Annotated in this window: 11 protein-coding genes; 7 read left to right on the forward strand and 4 right to left on the reverse strand. The window is 46.7% G+C overall.

Translation table 11 applies throughout. The features are described 5' to 3' along the window. The first annotated feature begins 44 nt into the window (after window positions 1–44). The 6 genes from H8S54_RS06765 to H8S54_RS18160 are packed head-to-tail and all read left to right on the forward strand — an operon-like array spanning window position 45 to window position 10,642. Window positions 45–1,586 (forward strand): GGDEF domain-containing protein, encoded by a 1,542-nt coding sequence (locus H8S54_RS06765; protein WP_186901147.1) that lies wholly within the window; start codon window positions 45–47, stop codon window positions 1,584–1,586. Beyond that, window positions 1,583–5,194 carry an ATP-binding protein gene (locus H8S54_RS06770; protein WP_186901148.1) on the forward strand — a complete coding sequence of 1,204 codons (3,612 nt, stop codon included), beginning with the start codon at window positions 1,583–1,585 and terminating at the stop codon, window positions 5,192–5,194. Before H8S54_RS06765 ends, H8S54_RS06770 begins: the two co-directional genes overlap by 4 nt. Window positions 5,195–5,253: 59 nt before the next feature. Next, window positions 5,254–6,591 carry an MATE family efflux transporter gene (locus tag H8S54_RS06775; RefSeq protein WP_173766684.1) on the forward strand — a complete coding sequence of 446 codons (1,338 nt, stop codon included), beginning with the start codon at window positions 5,254–5,256 and terminating at the stop codon, window positions 6,589–6,591. A 14-nt stretch (window positions 6,592–6,605) separates the two neighbouring features. Beyond that, window positions 6,606–6,854 (forward strand): hypothetical protein, encoded by a 249-nt coding sequence (locus tag H8S54_RS06780; RefSeq protein ID WP_117851804.1) that lies wholly within the window; start codon window positions 6,606–6,608, stop codon window positions 6,852–6,854. A 1-nt stretch (window position 6,855) separates the two neighbouring features. Continuing rightward, on the forward strand, window positions 6,856–8,667 hold the full coding sequence (locus H8S54_RS06785; RefSeq protein ID WP_334298044.1) for an ABC transporter ATP-binding protein: 1,812 nt from the start codon (window positions 6,856–6,858) through the stop codon (window positions 8,665–8,667). Next, entirely contained in the window at window positions 8,642–10,642 is a 2,001-nt protein-coding gene (locus tag H8S54_RS18160; protein WP_186901149.1) for an ABC transporter ATP-binding protein, read from the forward strand. The genes H8S54_RS06785 and H8S54_RS18160 overlap by 26 nt, the downstream gene beginning before the upstream one ends. Before the next feature lie 232 nt (window positions 10,643–10,874). Here H8S54_RS18160 and H8S54_RS06795 read toward each other — a convergent pair whose 3' ends face one another. Both H8S54_RS06795 and H8S54_RS06800 read right to left on the reverse strand, forming a co-directional pair. Then, window positions 10,875–12,134 (reverse strand): M56 family metallopeptidase, encoded by a 1,260-nt coding sequence (locus tag H8S54_RS06795; protein WP_186901150.1) that lies wholly within the window; start codon window positions 12,132–12,134, stop codon window positions 10,875–10,877. Between the two features lie 15 nt (window positions 12,135–12,149). Then, window positions 12,150–12,554, reverse strand: a complete 405-nt coding sequence (locus H8S54_RS06800) for a hypothetical protein (RefSeq protein ID WP_186901151.1) — start codon at window positions 12,552–12,554, stop codon at window positions 12,150–12,152. Between the two features lie 312 nt (window positions 12,555–12,866). Between H8S54_RS06800 and H8S54_RS06805 the strand changes: the two genes are divergently transcribed. Next, window positions 12,867–13,919: a 5'-3' exonuclease gene (locus H8S54_RS06805; RefSeq protein ID WP_186901152.1), complete on the forward strand. Its 1,053-nt coding sequence runs from the start codon at window positions 12,867–12,869 to the stop codon at window positions 13,917–13,919. Between the two features lie 159 nt (window positions 13,920–14,078). Here H8S54_RS06805 and nrdG read toward each other — a convergent pair whose 3' ends face one another. Together nrdG and nrdD are read right to left on the reverse strand one after the other, a co-directional pair. Beyond that, the gene (gene nrdG, locus H8S54_RS06810) at window positions 14,079–14,588 is read right to left on the reverse strand and encodes an anaerobic ribonucleoside-triphosphate reductase activating protein (RefSeq protein ID WP_186901153.1); all 510 of its coding nucleotides are present in this window, start codon (window positions 14,586–14,588) and stop codon (window positions 14,079–14,081) included. A 275-nt stretch (window positions 14,589–14,863) separates the two neighbouring features. Beyond that, a complete protein-coding gene (nrdD, locus tag H8S54_RS06815; RefSeq protein WP_021926423.1) occupies window positions 14,864–17,053 on the reverse strand; it encodes an anaerobic ribonucleoside-triphosphate reductase in 2,190 nt (729 codons plus the stop codon). Between the last annotated feature and the right edge of the window lie 28 nt (window positions 17,054–17,081).

The raw sequence follows: 17,081 nt of genomic DNA on the forward strand, positions 1-17,081 counted from the left end.
CTTTTAAACTACAGGTAGTATCGTTTTATGAGGTGACAGTTTATATGTATACAGTAGAAGAAATTAAAGAAAAAATCGGAAGCGGTCAATGGACAAGGGCGGATGTAGATACGATTATCGCAGATTTGAAGGCTTCCTCAAAGCTTACTTCCCATGTGGGGGAGATTTATTATTCCAGCTATGGTGTCTTTGCATACAGCTTTCGTGACCGTGTGTATCCTATGCTGGAAATCTGCCAGGAGGCGAAGCTTCTGCTTGGTCCCTCCATGGAAAAAGCTCTGATTTATCTGGCACTGATGCGTCTTTATTTCTGCCTGGGCTTTCTGCCGAAGGTAGTGGAATACGGTCTGAAATATGCAGAATCCGGCTACACTTTGCGTGATTGCCTGAAATCTGTATATAATACCATTGCAGCAACCTTTACAGACTGTGGACTTTATAAAGAGGCAGATATTTATCTGGAGAAAATGCTGGATATTTCCAGGCTGGATCCCTGCGGGCCGGAAGTGGATTTCTGGAATTCTGATTACATGAATGAGTTCGTGTATTATGACAGTAAAGTATATGTGAAGCTTGGAATGGGAGATGTCAAAGGCGCTGAGCAGGCCCTGGAGGGGATCGGAAGACTTCTTGCGTGCGATGATATTTCCGAAGAAGGAAAAAACTTTTTCCGCCTTCAGAGGGAATGCACGGATCTGTATCTGAGAATGCACAAGACGAAGGATATCGCTGCGATTGCAGAAGAATTTAATGAATATATGAGGAGAATGGAGTCCGGAGAGCTTAAGGTGGACTGCCTGAATTTTTGTATTTATAATTTTGGCGAGCTGCTTCAGGTTATGGCGAAGGTGGAGCGCTGGGAGGATATTATCCGCATTGGCAACTTTATAAAGGATGCCCCCAATTTCAGCGGAAGCATTTGCCCGGTTTATAAGGTTATGTGTCAGGCTGCCCGCAGAAGCGAGAAGGAAGAGATCCGAAGCCAGGTGCATAAATATGAGAGAATGTATCTGGAGGCTCTGGAAAAAGAGAAGGAAAACTATGATGAGCTTTTGCGGCTTCTGGCGAAGGAGGAGCTTCGCCTTGTAAACCTGAAGGATACCATGAAAAAGGATCCTCTTACCGGATGCCTGAATAGGGCTGCCTTTGAAAAAAGCAGCAGACGGTTTGTCAGTGAACATAAAAAAGGATGTCTTGCTTTTCTTGACCTTGATTATCTTAAGGAAATCAATGACAGCTATGGGCATGAAGGCGGAGACAGTTATCTTGTATGCTTTGCCGAAAATATGAAACAGGCTCTCAGACTGGATGGTGCCCTGTACCGTTATGCAGGAGATGAGTTTTTGATTCTTGCTTCCGCCAGGGAAGAGGAAATTAAGAGGCGGCTACATTTCATTGTGGAAGAGAACCCGATCAAATTTCATATTAACGGAGATGAACGTAATATCGGTTTTTCTTATGGTATTGTGGCGTTTGAGGAGAAAAATGGGAATGTTGCAGAGCTGGTGAAGGAAGCAGACCGCAGAATGTACCTATGCAAAAAACGAAATCATGAGAGTATTTTAAAAGAGGCAAAAACGAAATGATTACGCAGGGAAATATCATACATTTTTATAACAAATATAAGGAAAATTTGGGAACAGAGGCACAGGTGCTTGAGGGGATCCTGAAAGCCCAGGATCAGGAGGCCTGGCTGGGAAAGCTGCGGCAGAAATCCAAGGCTATGCGGCGGCTTTACATTGAGAATGAAACGCTTCTCAATCTGTACATCCGTCCGTTTTTAAGCGGAGAGGTGAAGCTGGACGATGCCCTTGCAGAAGAGCTTTTAAATCAGATCCGGGAAGCCAATAATGAAGGGTATGAGGACGATCTGGCACTTGTGGAGGTGACAGAGCTGCTGGATGGATATTTTCAGAAAAACAAAAATCTCAATGCCTACATCTGGACCTTGAATCTTCTTGGCAATTTTTATAACAGACCCTTCAGTGTTGAGGACGGAAAAAAGGGTGCCCTTTATTTTAAACGGCTGCGGGAGCTTTCCTGCCATTACTTTGAGATCGAAGACTTTGATGTGAGAAAACGGATTATATTTTCTTATTACAATTATCCCATCACGTTGATGAATTTTAACCTTGTAAATGCCAGGGAGCTTATGCGGCTTATCGATGAGGCACTGGCCTTTTACAATAACGAAGAAGTCCGGGCATTAGATGAAGATAAATTTGATTTTGATGAGCTGATCAAGGAGCTGAATTACGATCTTCTTGGGAATTCTGTGCTTGGATATTCCAGGGAAAACATTGATCCCCAGCTTCTTGAAAGGGCTTCTAAGGTGCTTGGAGAATATTATTCCAGGCAGCTTGAAGAGAACCCCAATCCCTACGAAATGCCGGATGAGATCTACTGCAATTATAAAAGGTGTCTGTTTTTCCAGGGAAAGCTTGACTGCACAAGCTTTATAGAGGATTACATAGGCTATTGCAGGTATTGTATAGAGCATGACACTCTGGACAGCCAGGAGGATGTGGACTTTTCGGACAGCCGTTATTTTCAGGTCGTAGTCAACCACCTTTATAATATTATGGAAACCCTGGATATGTACAAGGATGAATACCACGGACCAGATGATATTAAGGATTACTGCGTAGACGAATATGTGCGTATGATCCGCAGCCTGCCAAGGACAGAGAATGACCAGTTTATCAATGACGTGGTGTGGCGCTCCCTGAGAGAATTTCTGAAGTATCTTTCCAGGGATGAGGTAAGCTCCATGCTTCTTATGAAGGTTATGGTCAGCAGAGATGAGCTTACGGTTATCCACTGTGCCATGGTGGAGCAGATCGCAAGAAGGATCTTAAGCTCAGTGATCCGCAGACAGCCAGAGCTTCTGGTGGGAAGCTGTGGCTGTGCCAATGTGGTAGAGGTGCTGGAAAATCAGGATAAAATCCTGGATTTTGTATCCCAGGCTGCCCAGATTTTTGATGTGGGTAAAATCCAGCTGGCTTCTATTATAAATAAGCAGACTCGCCAGCTGACTGCGCGGGAGATGGAGCGGATTTACTGTCATCCTGCAAACGGAGTGAAGCTTCTTGCGGAAATTCCGGCTCTTCAGAAGTATAATGATATCATTCTCGGACATCACAAGTCCTGGGATGGCAAAATGGGATATCCAAAGGACTTTGACAACTGTGCTTCCAAGGAGCGCTTTCTCATTGAAATCTTTCACGTGAGCGATGGAATGGATGCAGCTACAGATTTTATAGGGAGAAGCTACAAGAGCAATAAAAAGATAGCACAGGTGATAGAGGAGCTGGCCTACGGCAAGGGTACCTGGTATTGTCCGGAGCTTGTGGAGCTGATCCAAAATGACAAGGAACTGCAGGCGGATCTTGCTTATCTGGTGGGAACCGGCAGACTTCGTACCAGCTGCTCTGTTTATGGAAGTGCAGTGGAGGATGGAAAGGCAGAGAAAATCCGCTCTGCCATTAATATTGAGAAGTGGGAAATGCTTGAGGAGCAGGAGGACGAGGACGATAACATTCTGGATTTCCTTCACAAAAGCGGAAGTGAAAACCGCCAGCTTCTTCGCGCACTTGCCAGAAATTCCCTGATTATCCTGTATGTGGATATGATGTCCGGGGAGTATAAGGTTTCCTACAGAGGAAGCCAGAGGCTTCTGGATGAAAAAATCCCGGATGGCCATTATGTGGATTTCCTAAAGGACTATCTGTCCCCTAATCTTGATCCCAAAGACTGGGACAGGATCCGTCTGAAAATCAAGCTGTCGGAGCTTTCCCATACGTTTCTGGAGCAGGAAGGAAGCTATGAGTGTGAGGCCAGGGTAAAGGTCAGAGAAAGGTACAGGTGGGTGCGCTTTCAGTTTATCCGTCTGGATGAAGGAAATGTTATGCCAAGGATGATGACCATAATCGCAACGGACGTTCAGGAGAGCCACAGCAGAAATGAGCAGCTGATGGCCGGCTTAAAGGCAGCATACCAGTCCGCAGAGGAAGCGAATAAGGCCAAGAGTGTGTTCCTGAACAGTATGTCTCACGACATCCGTACACCTATGAACGGAATCCTGGGTATGACCCAGATTGCCATGAATCATCTGGAGGATCCAAAGCGGGTTCTGGACTGTCTGCGCAAGATTGATGATTCCTCCAGGCACCTTCTTGGGCTTATTAATGAGGTGCTTGACATGTCCAAAATCGAAAGCGGCAGTACAGTTCTTCGGAAAGAGCCCCTGTGCCTGACGAAGACTATGGAGATCGTAGACGGAGTCTGCAGGCCATCCTCTATGGAAAAGCATCAGAGCTTTGTGATGGATATAGAGGGTATCTGCGATGATTACGTAATAGCAGATCCTGTAAGGCTTCGTCAGATTTTGATCAATCTGATTTCAAATGCTGTGAAGTATACCCCAGAGAATGGACAGATTCTGGTGAAGGTGTCCCAGGAAAGCCGTCTTGTGAAAGGGGAAGCCAGATATACCTTTGTGGTAGAGGATAATGGGATCGGTATGTCTGAAAAGTTCCTGGAAAAGCTGTTTGAGCCATTTTCCAGGGAGGATAACAGCATGACCGATGCCACCCAGGGAACCGGACTTGGGCTTTCCATTGCCAAATCCATTATCAACCAGATGGGCGGAACCATTGAGGTTACAAGCTGCCAGGGAAAGGGTACCACCTTTGTTGTACAGCTGGATCTGGAGCTGGCAGATAAGGAGAAGCGTAAAGAGGAGCAGGCAGCTGCCCATAAGGAAAAGCGCAGCAGGGCAAAGGACAAAAGCTTCCTTAAGGGGCATAGAATCATGCTGGTTGAAGACAATGAGCTGAACCGGGAAATCGCCTACGAGCTGCTGTCTGAGCAGGGATTGATCGTGGATGCTGTGGAGAACGGAAGGGAAGCACTGGAGCTTCTTAAGCAGCAGCCGGAAAACTTCTATGAGCTGATCTTTATGGATATCCAGATGCCGGTAATGAACGGCTATGAGGCAACCAGAAGCATCCGGGCAGGGGAAAGCTCTTACTGGAAAAAGCTTCCCATAATTGCCATGACTGCCAACGTATTCCAGGAGGATGAGCGTAAGGCAGCTGAATGTGGTATGAACGGGTATGTAACCAAGCCCGTTGATATGGAGATTATTTATTCCGTGCTTGAAAAATGGCTGCCAGGGATTTATAATAGCTGATGCGCGGCTGGCGCAGATAGGGAGCGATAGAGTTGAAGAAAAACAAATATGAAATTGATATGTGCAACGGAACCATTATGGATAAGCTGATTTCTTTTGCCCTTCCTTTGATGGTTTCCGGTATTTTGCAGCTGATGTTTAATGCGGTGGACATTATTGTGGTAGGGCGGTTTTCCGGCAGTCAGGCGCTGGCTGCGGTGGGTTCCACTACAGCCCTGATCAATGTGTTTACCAATCTTTTCATTGGTGTTTCTCTGGGTGCCAATGTTCTGGCGGCAAGGTTTTATGCAGCCGGAAAGGATAAGGAGATGTCAGAGACGGTCCATACGGCTATTACGCTGGCGCTGGTCAGCGGTGTGGTGATGGCAGTGTTTGGGCTTGTTTTTTCCAGATGGGCACTGGAGATAATGGGGACGCCGGCAGATGTTATTGATCAGTCCACCTTATATATGAGGATTTATTTTCTCGGCATGCCCTTTTTTATGGTTTATAACTATGGAGCTGCCATCCTTCGTGCAGTGGGAGATACCAAGCGGCCGCTGATGTTTCTGATCGTAGCCGGGGTGATCAATGCAGTGCTGAATATGTTCCTTGTCATCGCCTTCCACATGGGTGTGGCAGGTGTTGCCGTTGCCACAGTGATCTCACAGATGATTTCCTGTCTTCTGGTGCTAAGATGCCTGTATAAGACAGATGGCAGCTATCAGCTGCGTTTTTCCAAACTGTGCATGAAGAAATTTTATCTGGCGCAGATTTTCCAGGTGGGAATTCCGGCGGGAATCCAGAGCACGGTTATTAACATTTCCAATGCCCTGCTTCAGTCCTCTGTAAATTCCTTTGGCTCCACAGCTATGGCAGGATATACGGCAGCCAACAATGTGCTGGGCTTCCTTTATGCCTCTGTAAACGCTGTGACCCAGGCCTGTATGAGCTTTACCAGCCAGAATTACGGTGTGGGGAAATATAAGCGTATGGACAGGGTGCTTCTGGACTGCGGGATTTTGTCCTTTGTGATCGCGTTTGTGCTGGGTTGCGGCTCTTACATATTCGGCGGTGAGATTCTGAAGATTTATACAGAGGATCCGGAGGTAATCCGCTGCGGCGTGGAGATCCTTTCCATTACCACAGTGCCTTATTTCCTCTGCGGTATCATGGATCTTTTCCCGGGAGCCCTCCGCGGAATGGGACATTCCGGCGTGCCCATGATTCTTTCCATTATCGGTACGGTGGGTACCCGAATTGTGTGGATCTTCTGGATCTTCCCACAGAACCGTTCGCTCTACACCCTTTTCATCTCCTACCCAGCCTCCTGGGCCATCACCATTGTGATGCAGGTGATCTGCTTCATCTTCGTAAGGCGGACGGTACATGGACAGCTGAAAAGGAATGTGGCGTAAAGAGATTACGGGAAATGCTGCCGGGTGGCGGCGATAGGATATATGATTTTACAGAAGGATTGCAGTTGGCTTCATCTGAGATTGAGAGGTGGAGCGCTGGGGTCCTTCTTTTATTTTGCGTTGGAAAGGGAATTGACGGAATATTTGAATGTGACTATAATAACCTGAGAAATATCCGGCGCATGGAAGAGAGAGGAAAAATTGTATCCATGATAGAAGACAAGATAAAATACGACATAAGGAGCGTGGTGTGGGATGAATGATATGAAGAGGCTTTTGAGGTATGCGGGGCCGTATCGGAGGGATATGGTGCTGGGGGCGGTGCTGGTTCTGATTGAGACTTGCTTTGAATTGTTTATTCCCATTATGATCGCGGACCTGATCGATGTGGGAGTGGCAAATCATGACCTTTCTTATGTTTACCAAAAAGGAGTTCAGATGATTCTGTGTGCGTTGATGGCGCTGATTACCGGGCTTTTGTATGCGCACTTTGCTGCGAAGGCGGCTTATGGATGGGGCGCAGAGATTCGGAAGGCGGAGTATGAGAAGGTGCAGCAGTATGCATTTTCCAACCTGGATCATTTCGCAGTGTCCTCTTTGATCACAAGAATGACTACGGATGTAACGGTGCTTCAGAATATGGTAAATGCAGGCTTCCGTCCGGTGACAAGGGGCCCGTCCCTTCTGGTAATGGGAATTGTGCTTTCCTTCTGGATGAATCCAAAGCTGGCAGTTGTATTTCTTGTGTGCCTCCCGGTTCTGGGCAGCGTGCTTTTCTGGATCGTGTCAAAAGTAGCACCCATGTACACAAGGCTTCAGAGCATTATGGACAGACTGAACCGGGTGGTTCAGGAAGGCCTCACTGCCATCCGTGCGGTGAAAGCCTTTGTCAGGGACGAATATGAGGAAGAGAAATTCGCGGAGGTCAACACAGATCTGACCAGCTCCAGCGAGACTACCTTCCACTATGCGGTGCTGAACCTGCCTGCTTTTCAGGCGGTGATGTACAGCGCTATTGTGCTGATCATGTGGTTTGGAGGAAATATGATCCTGAAATCTAATCTGGCGGTAGGTGACCTGACTGGATTTTTGAGCTATGTGATGCAGGTTATGAATTCCCTTATGATGATTGCCAACGTGTTCCTTCTGCTTACCCGTTCCCTTGCCAGCGCCCACCGTATTGCGGAAGTTCTGGACGAACAGGTGGAACTGGCTTCCCCGGAAAACGGGCTGGAGCAGGTAGCAGACGGAAGTATTGACTTTCAGGATGTTTCTTTTAAATATCACAAGGATGCCCGGGAGTTTGCCCTGTCCGGGGTGAATCTTCACATTCCATCTGGTCAGACCGTAGGAATCCTGGGTGGTACCGGTGCCTCCAAAACCACGCTGGTACAGCTGATTCCAAGGCTTTACGACGTGTCTGAGGGTGCGGTGTATGTAGGCGGACGTGATGTGCGGCATTATGAGATCCATTCCTTAAGGGATGCGGTGAGCATTATCCTGCAGAAAAATGTGCTGTTCTTTGGAACGGTGCGTGACAACCTGAAATGGGGAAATCCAGAGGCGACAGATGAGGAAATCTGGGAGGCCTGCAGGGCTGCGTGCGCAGATGAGTTTCTAAACCGGATGTCGGATGGGCTGGATACCATGCTGGAGCAGGGCGCAGGCAACCTTTCCGGTGGCCAGAAGCAGAGACTTTGTATCGCGAGAGCGCTGGTGGGAAAGGCGAAGATTTTGATTTTTGATGATTCCACAAGCGCGGTAGATACGGCAACGGAGAAAAAAATCCGGGAGGCGCTGGCGAAGCGGAAGGATGTGACCAAGATTATTATTGCCCAGAGGATTACCTCTGTGATAAACACAGACCAGATTGTGATCCTGGAGGATGGCAAGGTGCACTGCACAGGAACTCATAAGGAACTGTTGGCTCACGACCCGATTTATCAGGAAATTTACAGATCCCAGATGAGCGGGGCGCAGGAGAACGAGATGGAGCAGAGTACTGCAAAGGCAGAGCGTGGCAGCGTACAGGTGAAAGGAGGGATAACAGATGGCAGCGAAAACTTACAGCGGTAAGAAACCGGAAAACATGAAAAAGACGGTGGGTTATTTTCTCTCCTATATGGGGCGGCACAAGCGGATGCTGTTTGTAGTAGCAGTGCTGGTATCCGTAAGCGCATTGTGCAATCTGCTTGGTACTTATATGATCCGTCCGGTAGTCAATGGTCTGGCAGATGGAAATGTCAGCACTCTTTTGAAAGGCGTTCTGACTGCTGCTGGGATTTTTGCTACAGGTGCGCTGGCGGCATGGGGATATTCCCAGACCATGGTGAAAGCCTCCCAGCGGATTTTGTTTGATATTCGAAGAGATTTATTCTCCCATATTCAGATACTGCCGCTGAAGTTCTTTGATACAAACGGACATGGCGACATTATGAGCCTTTTCACCAACGATATTGATACCATCTCCGATGCACTGAACAACAGCTTCGCAATGGTGATCCAGAGCTTTATCCAGATGGTGGGAACCCTGACCATTCTTTATGTGCTGAACTGGCGGCTATCTATTATTGTGACTGCGTGTTACGGCATTATGCTGTGGTATATTCGGTTCAGCGGAGGCAGGAGCAAGGTTTATTACGCCAAGCAGCAGAATAGCCTTGGTGCGTTAAACAGCTATATTGAGGAGATGATCAGCGGGCAGAAGGTGGTAAAGGTGTTTAACCACGAGGAAGCCAGCTTCCAGGAATTCTGTGAGAAAAACGAAGCTCTCCGCCAGGCAGGAACAGGTGCCCAAGGTTATGCGGCGACTATGGTTCCGGTGGTGGTAAGTATTTCTTATATCAACTGTGCCATTGTGGCAGTGCTTGGCGGTATTCTGGCCCTGCAGGGAAAAGCAGACTTAGGAAGCCTTGCCAGCTATCTGGTGTTTGTCCGCCAGGCAGCCCTTCCGATCAACCAGTTTACTCAGCAGAGCAATTTCCTTCTGGCTGCGCTGGCAGGCGCGGAGCGTGTGTTTAAGGTGATGGATCTGGAGCCGGAAGTAGATGAGGGCAAGGTAGAACTGGTGCGGATGACTGATACTGGTAGAAACGGAAGCATGGATTCCAGTTCAAAATGGAAATATGAAGGAATTGAAAAAGAAATCAATAGTGTTGTATCAGAAGGGGAAAATAATATATCAGGGATTAAAGAAACCGAGAAGAATGGTAGCGCAAAGGCAACAGCTTTTACAGGAAAAGAAATTGGAAAGGGCGCCGAAAGCAAAGGGGGAAATGTCTGGGCGTGGAAGAAGCCAGATGGAGAGCTGGTGCCTCTTCGAGGGAATGTACGGTTTGAGCATGTGGACTTCGGTTATGATGAGAATTGGATGATTCTGAAGGATATCAGCCTGTATGCCAAGCCGGGACAGAAGATTGCCTTTGTAGGCTCCACGGGAGCAGGAAAAACCACCATTACCAACCTGATCAACCGTTTCTATGATGTGCAGGGCGGTTCGGTTGTTTATGATGGAATTGACGTGCGGGACATCAGCAAAACATCCCTGCGCCATTCTCTTGGAATTGTGTTGCAGGACACCCACCTGTTTACAGGAACGGTTGCGGATAACATTCGCTTCGGCAAGCTGGATGCCACTCAGGAGGAAATTGAGCGGGCTGCGAAGATTGCTAACGCAGATTCCTTTATCCGCCGTCTGCCACAGGGATATGACACGATGGTAACTTCGGACGGTGCCCATCTTTCCCAGGGACAGAGACAGCTTCTTGCCATTGCCAGGGCGGCTGTGGCAGATCCGCCTGTGCTGATTCTGGATGAGGCCACCTCGTCGGTAGATACTCGTACAGAGGCGTTGATCGAGAAAGGAATGGATCAGTTGATGGAGGGCAGGACGGTATTCGTTATCGCTCACAGATTGAGTACGGTACGCAATTCCAATGCGATTATGGTGCTGGAGCAGGGAAAAATCGTGGAGCGTGGGGATCATGAGGATCTGCTGCAGCAGAAAGGGAAATATTATCAGTTGTATCATGGGATGTTTGAATTGAGTTGATGGGATTGAAAATTTGTGATTTGATTCAGAAGAACCAGAAGTAAAGGAACCTCGAGATTAGACCTGGAAAATTAGCTTGTGGGGGTCTGATATTGATATAGGAATATTTACAGAAAGCGAAAACAGAAGAGGGACAGGAAAAAGCTGATGCTTTATCCTGTCCCTCTTCTAAAACTTTCGTCCCCCTGAGCTTCCGAAAGTGAAATGTAATATGAGTTAAAATGTTAATAAATTATTTGTGAATACATTTTGCATATGTAATAGTATTGACTAATTTTATGAGAACATAATGGTTGCATTTCATACAGTGTTTAGCCTCATATCGATTAATAACACATCCACCATTACTTTGAGAGACATGATGATTGACATATCCACTCTCATAATTATGTGTGCATAAAATGGCTCTTGTTTCAAAATTAGAATCATCAAGTGGAATAATATTGCCACTCATGTCTTCAAAATAGTAGTTGTAGTTAGAAAAGATGTCTTCAGAAATGTCACCATAATCGAAATCAAAATAGCCAGAAGTAATGTCTGCAATTTCATGATCATCCACCGTTTGCATGGGTGTATATGCAAACACCGTAGTCCCGCTTAAAATCACAGAAGCCAGCACAGCTGCCACAGTACCGATCTTAGATGCCTTTTTGTTTCTATTCATAATGAGTTCCACTCTCCTTTTCATTGATTCTTTCTTGTCCCCCAACAAGTTGCTTCTCCAGACTACAGGAACCTGTCTGGTTCTTGCAGAAAGTCTTACGAGAGCTTTGGCGTAGGTTCTTCGTTCCTCATCGGAACAGCCTTCCGTAGCAGCTTCATCTGCAATATTTTCAGAAAAACGGGTGTAAAGTAAAAATGTCAGGATCGTTAACGGGTTAAAACAATGAAGGCAAATTGCTAACAAACAGATTAATTTTACAATCGAGTCACGGCGGCGCAGATATGAATATTCATGCCTGAGAATCATTTCTGACAGCCTGGAGTTTGGAAACTCAGCCGGAGCCACAATGAAGGGTTTTACAAACCCAACGGTATACGGCGTGTTCATTTCCAGAGAAATGCGGTACTCTACATTCCCGATTCCAGGTAAAGGATACGTTCTTATCTCCGTAATTCGTTTCAGCTTTCGCGTGAGCTGATGGTATTTGATTGTCTCGTAAATACTGAATCCTGCGATCACAAACAGCCAGCACAAAACGATCATAAGAATCCAATCAGGCATCCACACAGAAATTCCGTGATAAGAAACTGCTTCCTTGTCATCAAAGTTTACAAAATAGGAGATGGCGTTAAGAGAATTTGTCTCTTCCAGCACATCTAAAGGCAATAAATACTTCACCGTCTGAAAAGGTATGAAATATTCCACCAGACTCAGTAACACCAGTTTCCGGCCAAGCCGGTAAGAAAAGTTTTTCCGTTTCAAGAGCATCAGCAGGAGACAGACCAAAAGCGGCATCGTTCCTGCGATGCTCACGCAGATCCAAAGCATGCAAGTCACCCTCACTTATAATTTATCGATAAAATCGAGTAATTCCTTCTGATCCTTTTTGCTGAGTTTTCCCTCGTCAGCAAAGGCACAGAACAGACAGGCAAGTGAATCCTTGAACTCCTGGGAATATTCTTCCTGGGAGTCCCTGCAGCTGGATTTCTGGTGCTCCAGAATCTTTTCCTGGAAATCCCGGATCAGCTGGTCTCTTTTTTCAAGCTTGTGGCGCAGATGAAGATTATGTGCAAAGAAACCAAACGCGACCATAGGAAAACCAAAGGAAAGGACAATGGCCTTCACCAGATAAAAGGTTGCGGCGGGCTGGTCCATGGTGGGGATTCCACTAATCATGCAGACCAGCAGTGACAATCCGGTAAAGATTACAAAAAAGATACCGAATAACACTAAAATAATTTTTTTCATTAAGGACCTCCTCATTACTACGTAGAAACGGGATTCATGAAATATTTTTATTTCCTGCTCCCTTTACTATATATACGAAATTCAGAGGGGAAAATAACACGGAATCTGTAATTTTTTTGAAAATATTTTCGAATTAGCTAAAATTATGGTATACTCTTAAAGAACATCATTTAAAAGCACATGGATGTAAGTGCTTATGTGATAGAATTCTATTAAAAATAAACTGCGGCGATTGTTTCCTGGAAGCATTCACAGAGTGTTGGGGAGAAATAAGGCTGCAGCTGCAAATAAAAATTATGAGGAGAATATATTATGCCTAAATTTCTGATTATCGACGGTTCCTCCATGCTGTCTACCTCCTATTACGGAAACCTTCCCAAGTCCATCCTTTTCGCCAAGACAGACGAAGAGAAGGAGCGGCATTATTCGGAGATCTTACACACCTCCGATGGAAAATACACCAATGCCATGTTCACCATGCTCCGCACCCTTTTGGCAGTTTATAAGAAGGTGAAGCCGGAATATGTTGCCTTCACTTTTGATATGACAAGAGACACCTTCCGCCGCACCCAGCTTGGAGCTGACTTTTACAAGGCCAACCGAAAGGAGACAGCTCAGCCTCTGAAGGATCAGTTTGTACAGATGGAAGAGTTCCTCAAAGCCATTGGCTGTCCAGTATTTATGAGTCCGGATTACGAGGCAGATGACTACGCCGCCTCCCTGGTGGAGAAATTCCAGGGGCCGGAGCTTCAGACCTATGTGCTTACCAAGGACCACGATTACTTTCAGCTGGTAAGCGAATACACCCGCATGTGGCGTGTGGTTACAAGAGACAAGCTGGAGGCTCTGAAGGATGCCTACGGCATTTATGGAAAGGATGCCTATGAGGCGCTTCCTCCTAATGTATTTGAATACACCCCGGAAATTGTCCATTCCGAAGAGGGCGTTTACCCGGAGCAGATCCCGGTGCTTCTTGCCATCACAGGAGACCCAGGAGACGGCATTCCAGGCTGTAAAGGCGTTTCCTCTGCAGCAGCACCGTTAGTGGAAGAGTACCGCAGTTTAGATGCTATCTACGAGGCAATCGAAGATTGCGAGGGCGTAGCGAAGAAAGAGAAAGAGCTGAATACCTTCTGGAAGGAAAGCCTTGGCATCGGCAGAAGTCCGCTAAAAGCTTTAAAAACCAACAAAGAAATGGTTTATTTAAGCGAGCAGCTGGCAACCATGAAGCGTGACATTGTAATAGAAGAAAGCCTGGAAGACATGCGTCTGAACATCAATATGAAAGAACTGAAAAAGCAGCTGAAATTATATGAGATGAACAGCATTCTTGCAGAAGTTGAAAAATTGAATCCAGAGAAATAATAAATACAAAACCGTAATGAGAAATCGGACAGCTCATAGGCAGGTTATCTGGTGCCTGGCATATTATCAGGGATAACTACTATGATGGGCCAATAATAATTGCTGATTTCTCATTACGGTTTTGAATTATACATGGTGTATTGCGTGGAATTGAGCGGTTTATAACCCTTCCTTTACCAATTTCCCATCCTTCAAATGCAGAATCCTCTGATTGCTGCTGCCCCGAAACTGCAGGGAAATATCCTTCAGTTCCTGAATAAATTCCCCGTCCACCAGAATATCAATGCAAGAAAGCATACGATCCGTGTAAGGCGTATAGACCTTACCGCCAGGAGCCAGGTCCTTATCGAAAAGATATCCGCTGTAGCACCAGATGGATTTCTCCGGGTAAGTGCTCTTGATTTCTTCCAGAAGCTCTGCCAGAACCGGCTGGTTCTCCGGCTCGAAGGGTTCGCCCCCAAGGAGAGAGAAGCCCTCTATATAAGAAGGTGCCAGCAGTTCCAGAATCTTATTCTGAGTTTCTCTTGTGTAGGGCTCCCCATAATTAAAATCCCAGGTAGGGGCGTTAAAGCAACCCTTGCAGTGATGCCGGCATCCGGATACAAACAGGCTTACCCGCACCCCGGTACCGTCTGCAATGTCGTAAGATTTAATATTTCCATAGTTCATAACGTAATTCCCTCATTTGTGTGGCCTAAAATGCCGCGAATGATTTCAAAATTAGATTTCCTTTATACCTCTTTAACTACCTCTGGAAGAAGTGTTTATTTCTTTAAAATAAAAAGAAGAAAGAAGTATGTACAATATATATTGCCTTGTGACGCCTGATCCCGGTGTCTATATAAAACAAACCCGGACAGAAATCAAAATCATTCAATTTAGAAAACTGTCCGGATTTGTTTATAATTCATAGTATCTGCGCTAACTGCATTGCTTAGATTATTTTACAGATGCAGCACGCGATCCTTAATTTCCTGTGTACGTCCCTGGTTCCAGAACTGTGTTCCAATATAACCGCAGGTTCTTCTGGCAACGCTCATCTTATCCTGGTTGCGGTTGCCGCAGTTCGGGCACTCCCAGATCAGCTTGCCGTTCTCGTCCTCTTTAATCTGGATTTCTCCGTCATATCCGCAAACATCACAGAAATCGCTCTTGGTATTCAGCTCTGCGTACATGATGTTGTCATAGATAAACTTCATAACAGAGAGAACTGCCGGAATGTTCTGCTTCATGTTCGGAACTTCCACGTAGCTGATGGCACCTCCCGGGGAAAGCTTCTGGAATTCGGATTCGAATTTCAGCTTGGAGAATGCATCGATCTCCTCGGTAACGTGAACGTGATAGCTGTTTGTAATATAATTCTTGTCTGTAACGCCTGGAATAATACCAAAACGCTTCTGGAGACATTTGGCAAAACGGTAGGTGGTGGACTCCATTGGAGTTCCGTATACAGAGTAGCTGATGTTCTCAGCTGCTTTCCATTCTGCGCATTTGTCATTGAGACGCTGCATGACCTTCATGGCAAATGGACGAACCTCAGGATCTGTATGAGACTTGCCGTACATTCTCATGCACATCTCGTGGATACCTGCATATCCAAGGGAAATAGTGGAATATCCATCGTAAAGGAGCTTGTCAATGGTCTCACCCTTCTTAAGACGGGCAAGCGCACCGTACTGCCACAGGATCGGGGCAACATCGGAAACCGTTCCAAGAAGACGCTCATGTCTGCAGCGAAGTGCTCTGTGGCAAAGCTCAAGGCGATCCTCCAGGATCTCCCAGAATTTATCGAAATCACCCTCAGAGGAGCATGCCACATCAACAAGGTTAATGGTCACAACGCCCTGATTGAAACGGCCGTAGAATTTGTAGGAACCGTCCGGGTTCTTCTGTTTCTCCTCAACGGTAAGGAAGGAGCGGCATCCCATGCAGGTGTATACATTGCCGTTCTTCAGCTGGCGCATGATCTTAGCGGAAATGTAGTCCGGAACCATACGCTTGGCGGTACATTTGGCAGCAATCTCAGTGAGGTACCAGTACTTGGAATCCTCGTGGATGTTGTCCTCATCCAGAACGTAGATCAGCTTCGGGAAAGCAGGAGTGATCCATGCGCCGCGCTCATTCTTAACGCCCTGCATACGCTGCTTCATTACCTCTTCAATGATCAGAGCCAGATCATCACGGGTACGTCCCTCCGGAACCTCGTCCAGATACATGAAAATAGTCACAAACGGAGCCTGTCCGTTACAGGTCATAAGAGTGATCAGCTGATACTGGATGGTCTGGATACCGCTCTGGATCTCGTCCTTCAGTCTGCGCTCGGAAACCTTGCGGATGATCTCCTCGTCCATAGGCTCACCGCATTCCTTACGCTCCTCGATCACTTTATTGCGGATCTTCTGACGGCTGATATCAACGAACGGAGCTAAGTGTGCCAGGGAGAAGGACTGTCCGCCGTACTGGTTACTGGCTACCTGGGCTACGATCTGTGTGGTAACGTTGCAGGCGGTAAAGAAGCTGTGGGGCTTCTCGATCAGTGTCTGGCTGATGACGGTGCCGTTCTGGAGCATGTCCTGAAGATTGATCAGGTCACAGTTGTGCTCACGCTGCGCATAGTAATCGGAATCGTGGAAATGGATGATTCCCTCGTCGTGAGCCTTCACGATCTCCTCCGGAAGAAGCACACGCATGGTCAGGTCCTTGCTGACTTCGCCTGCCATATAATCACGCTGTGTGGAGTTGATGGTAGGATTCTTATTGGAGTTCTCCTGCTTGGCATTCTCATTGATCTGGTCAAGAAGAGAGAGGATATTATCGTCTGTGGTATTGGACTTGCGGGTCAGCTCTCTCTTGTAGCGGTAACGCACGTACTTCTGGGCAACCTCATAGCCTCGCATCTCCATAATGCCGGTCTCAACCATATCCTGAATGTCTTCTACATTCACTGCGTGTGAGGACTCCAGAGCACGGGTGGCAATCGTATCTGCAAGCGCCGTAATCTGGTACTGGCTCAGCTGATGGAGCTTGGGAACCTCCTCATTGGCTTTCTGTACTGCGTTGATGATCTTCGCCTTATCAAAGATGACCTCCACGCCATTTCGCTTAATGACGTTTGCATTGACTTCTGTGCTCATATTTATCAAATCCCTCCATATATTGTGT

It is taken from the genome of Blautia segnis (genome assembly GCF_014287535.1).
In the GTDB taxonomy this organism is placed as follows: Bacteria; Bacillota; Clostridia; order Lachnospirales; family Lachnospiraceae; genus Blautia_A; species Blautia_A acetigignens.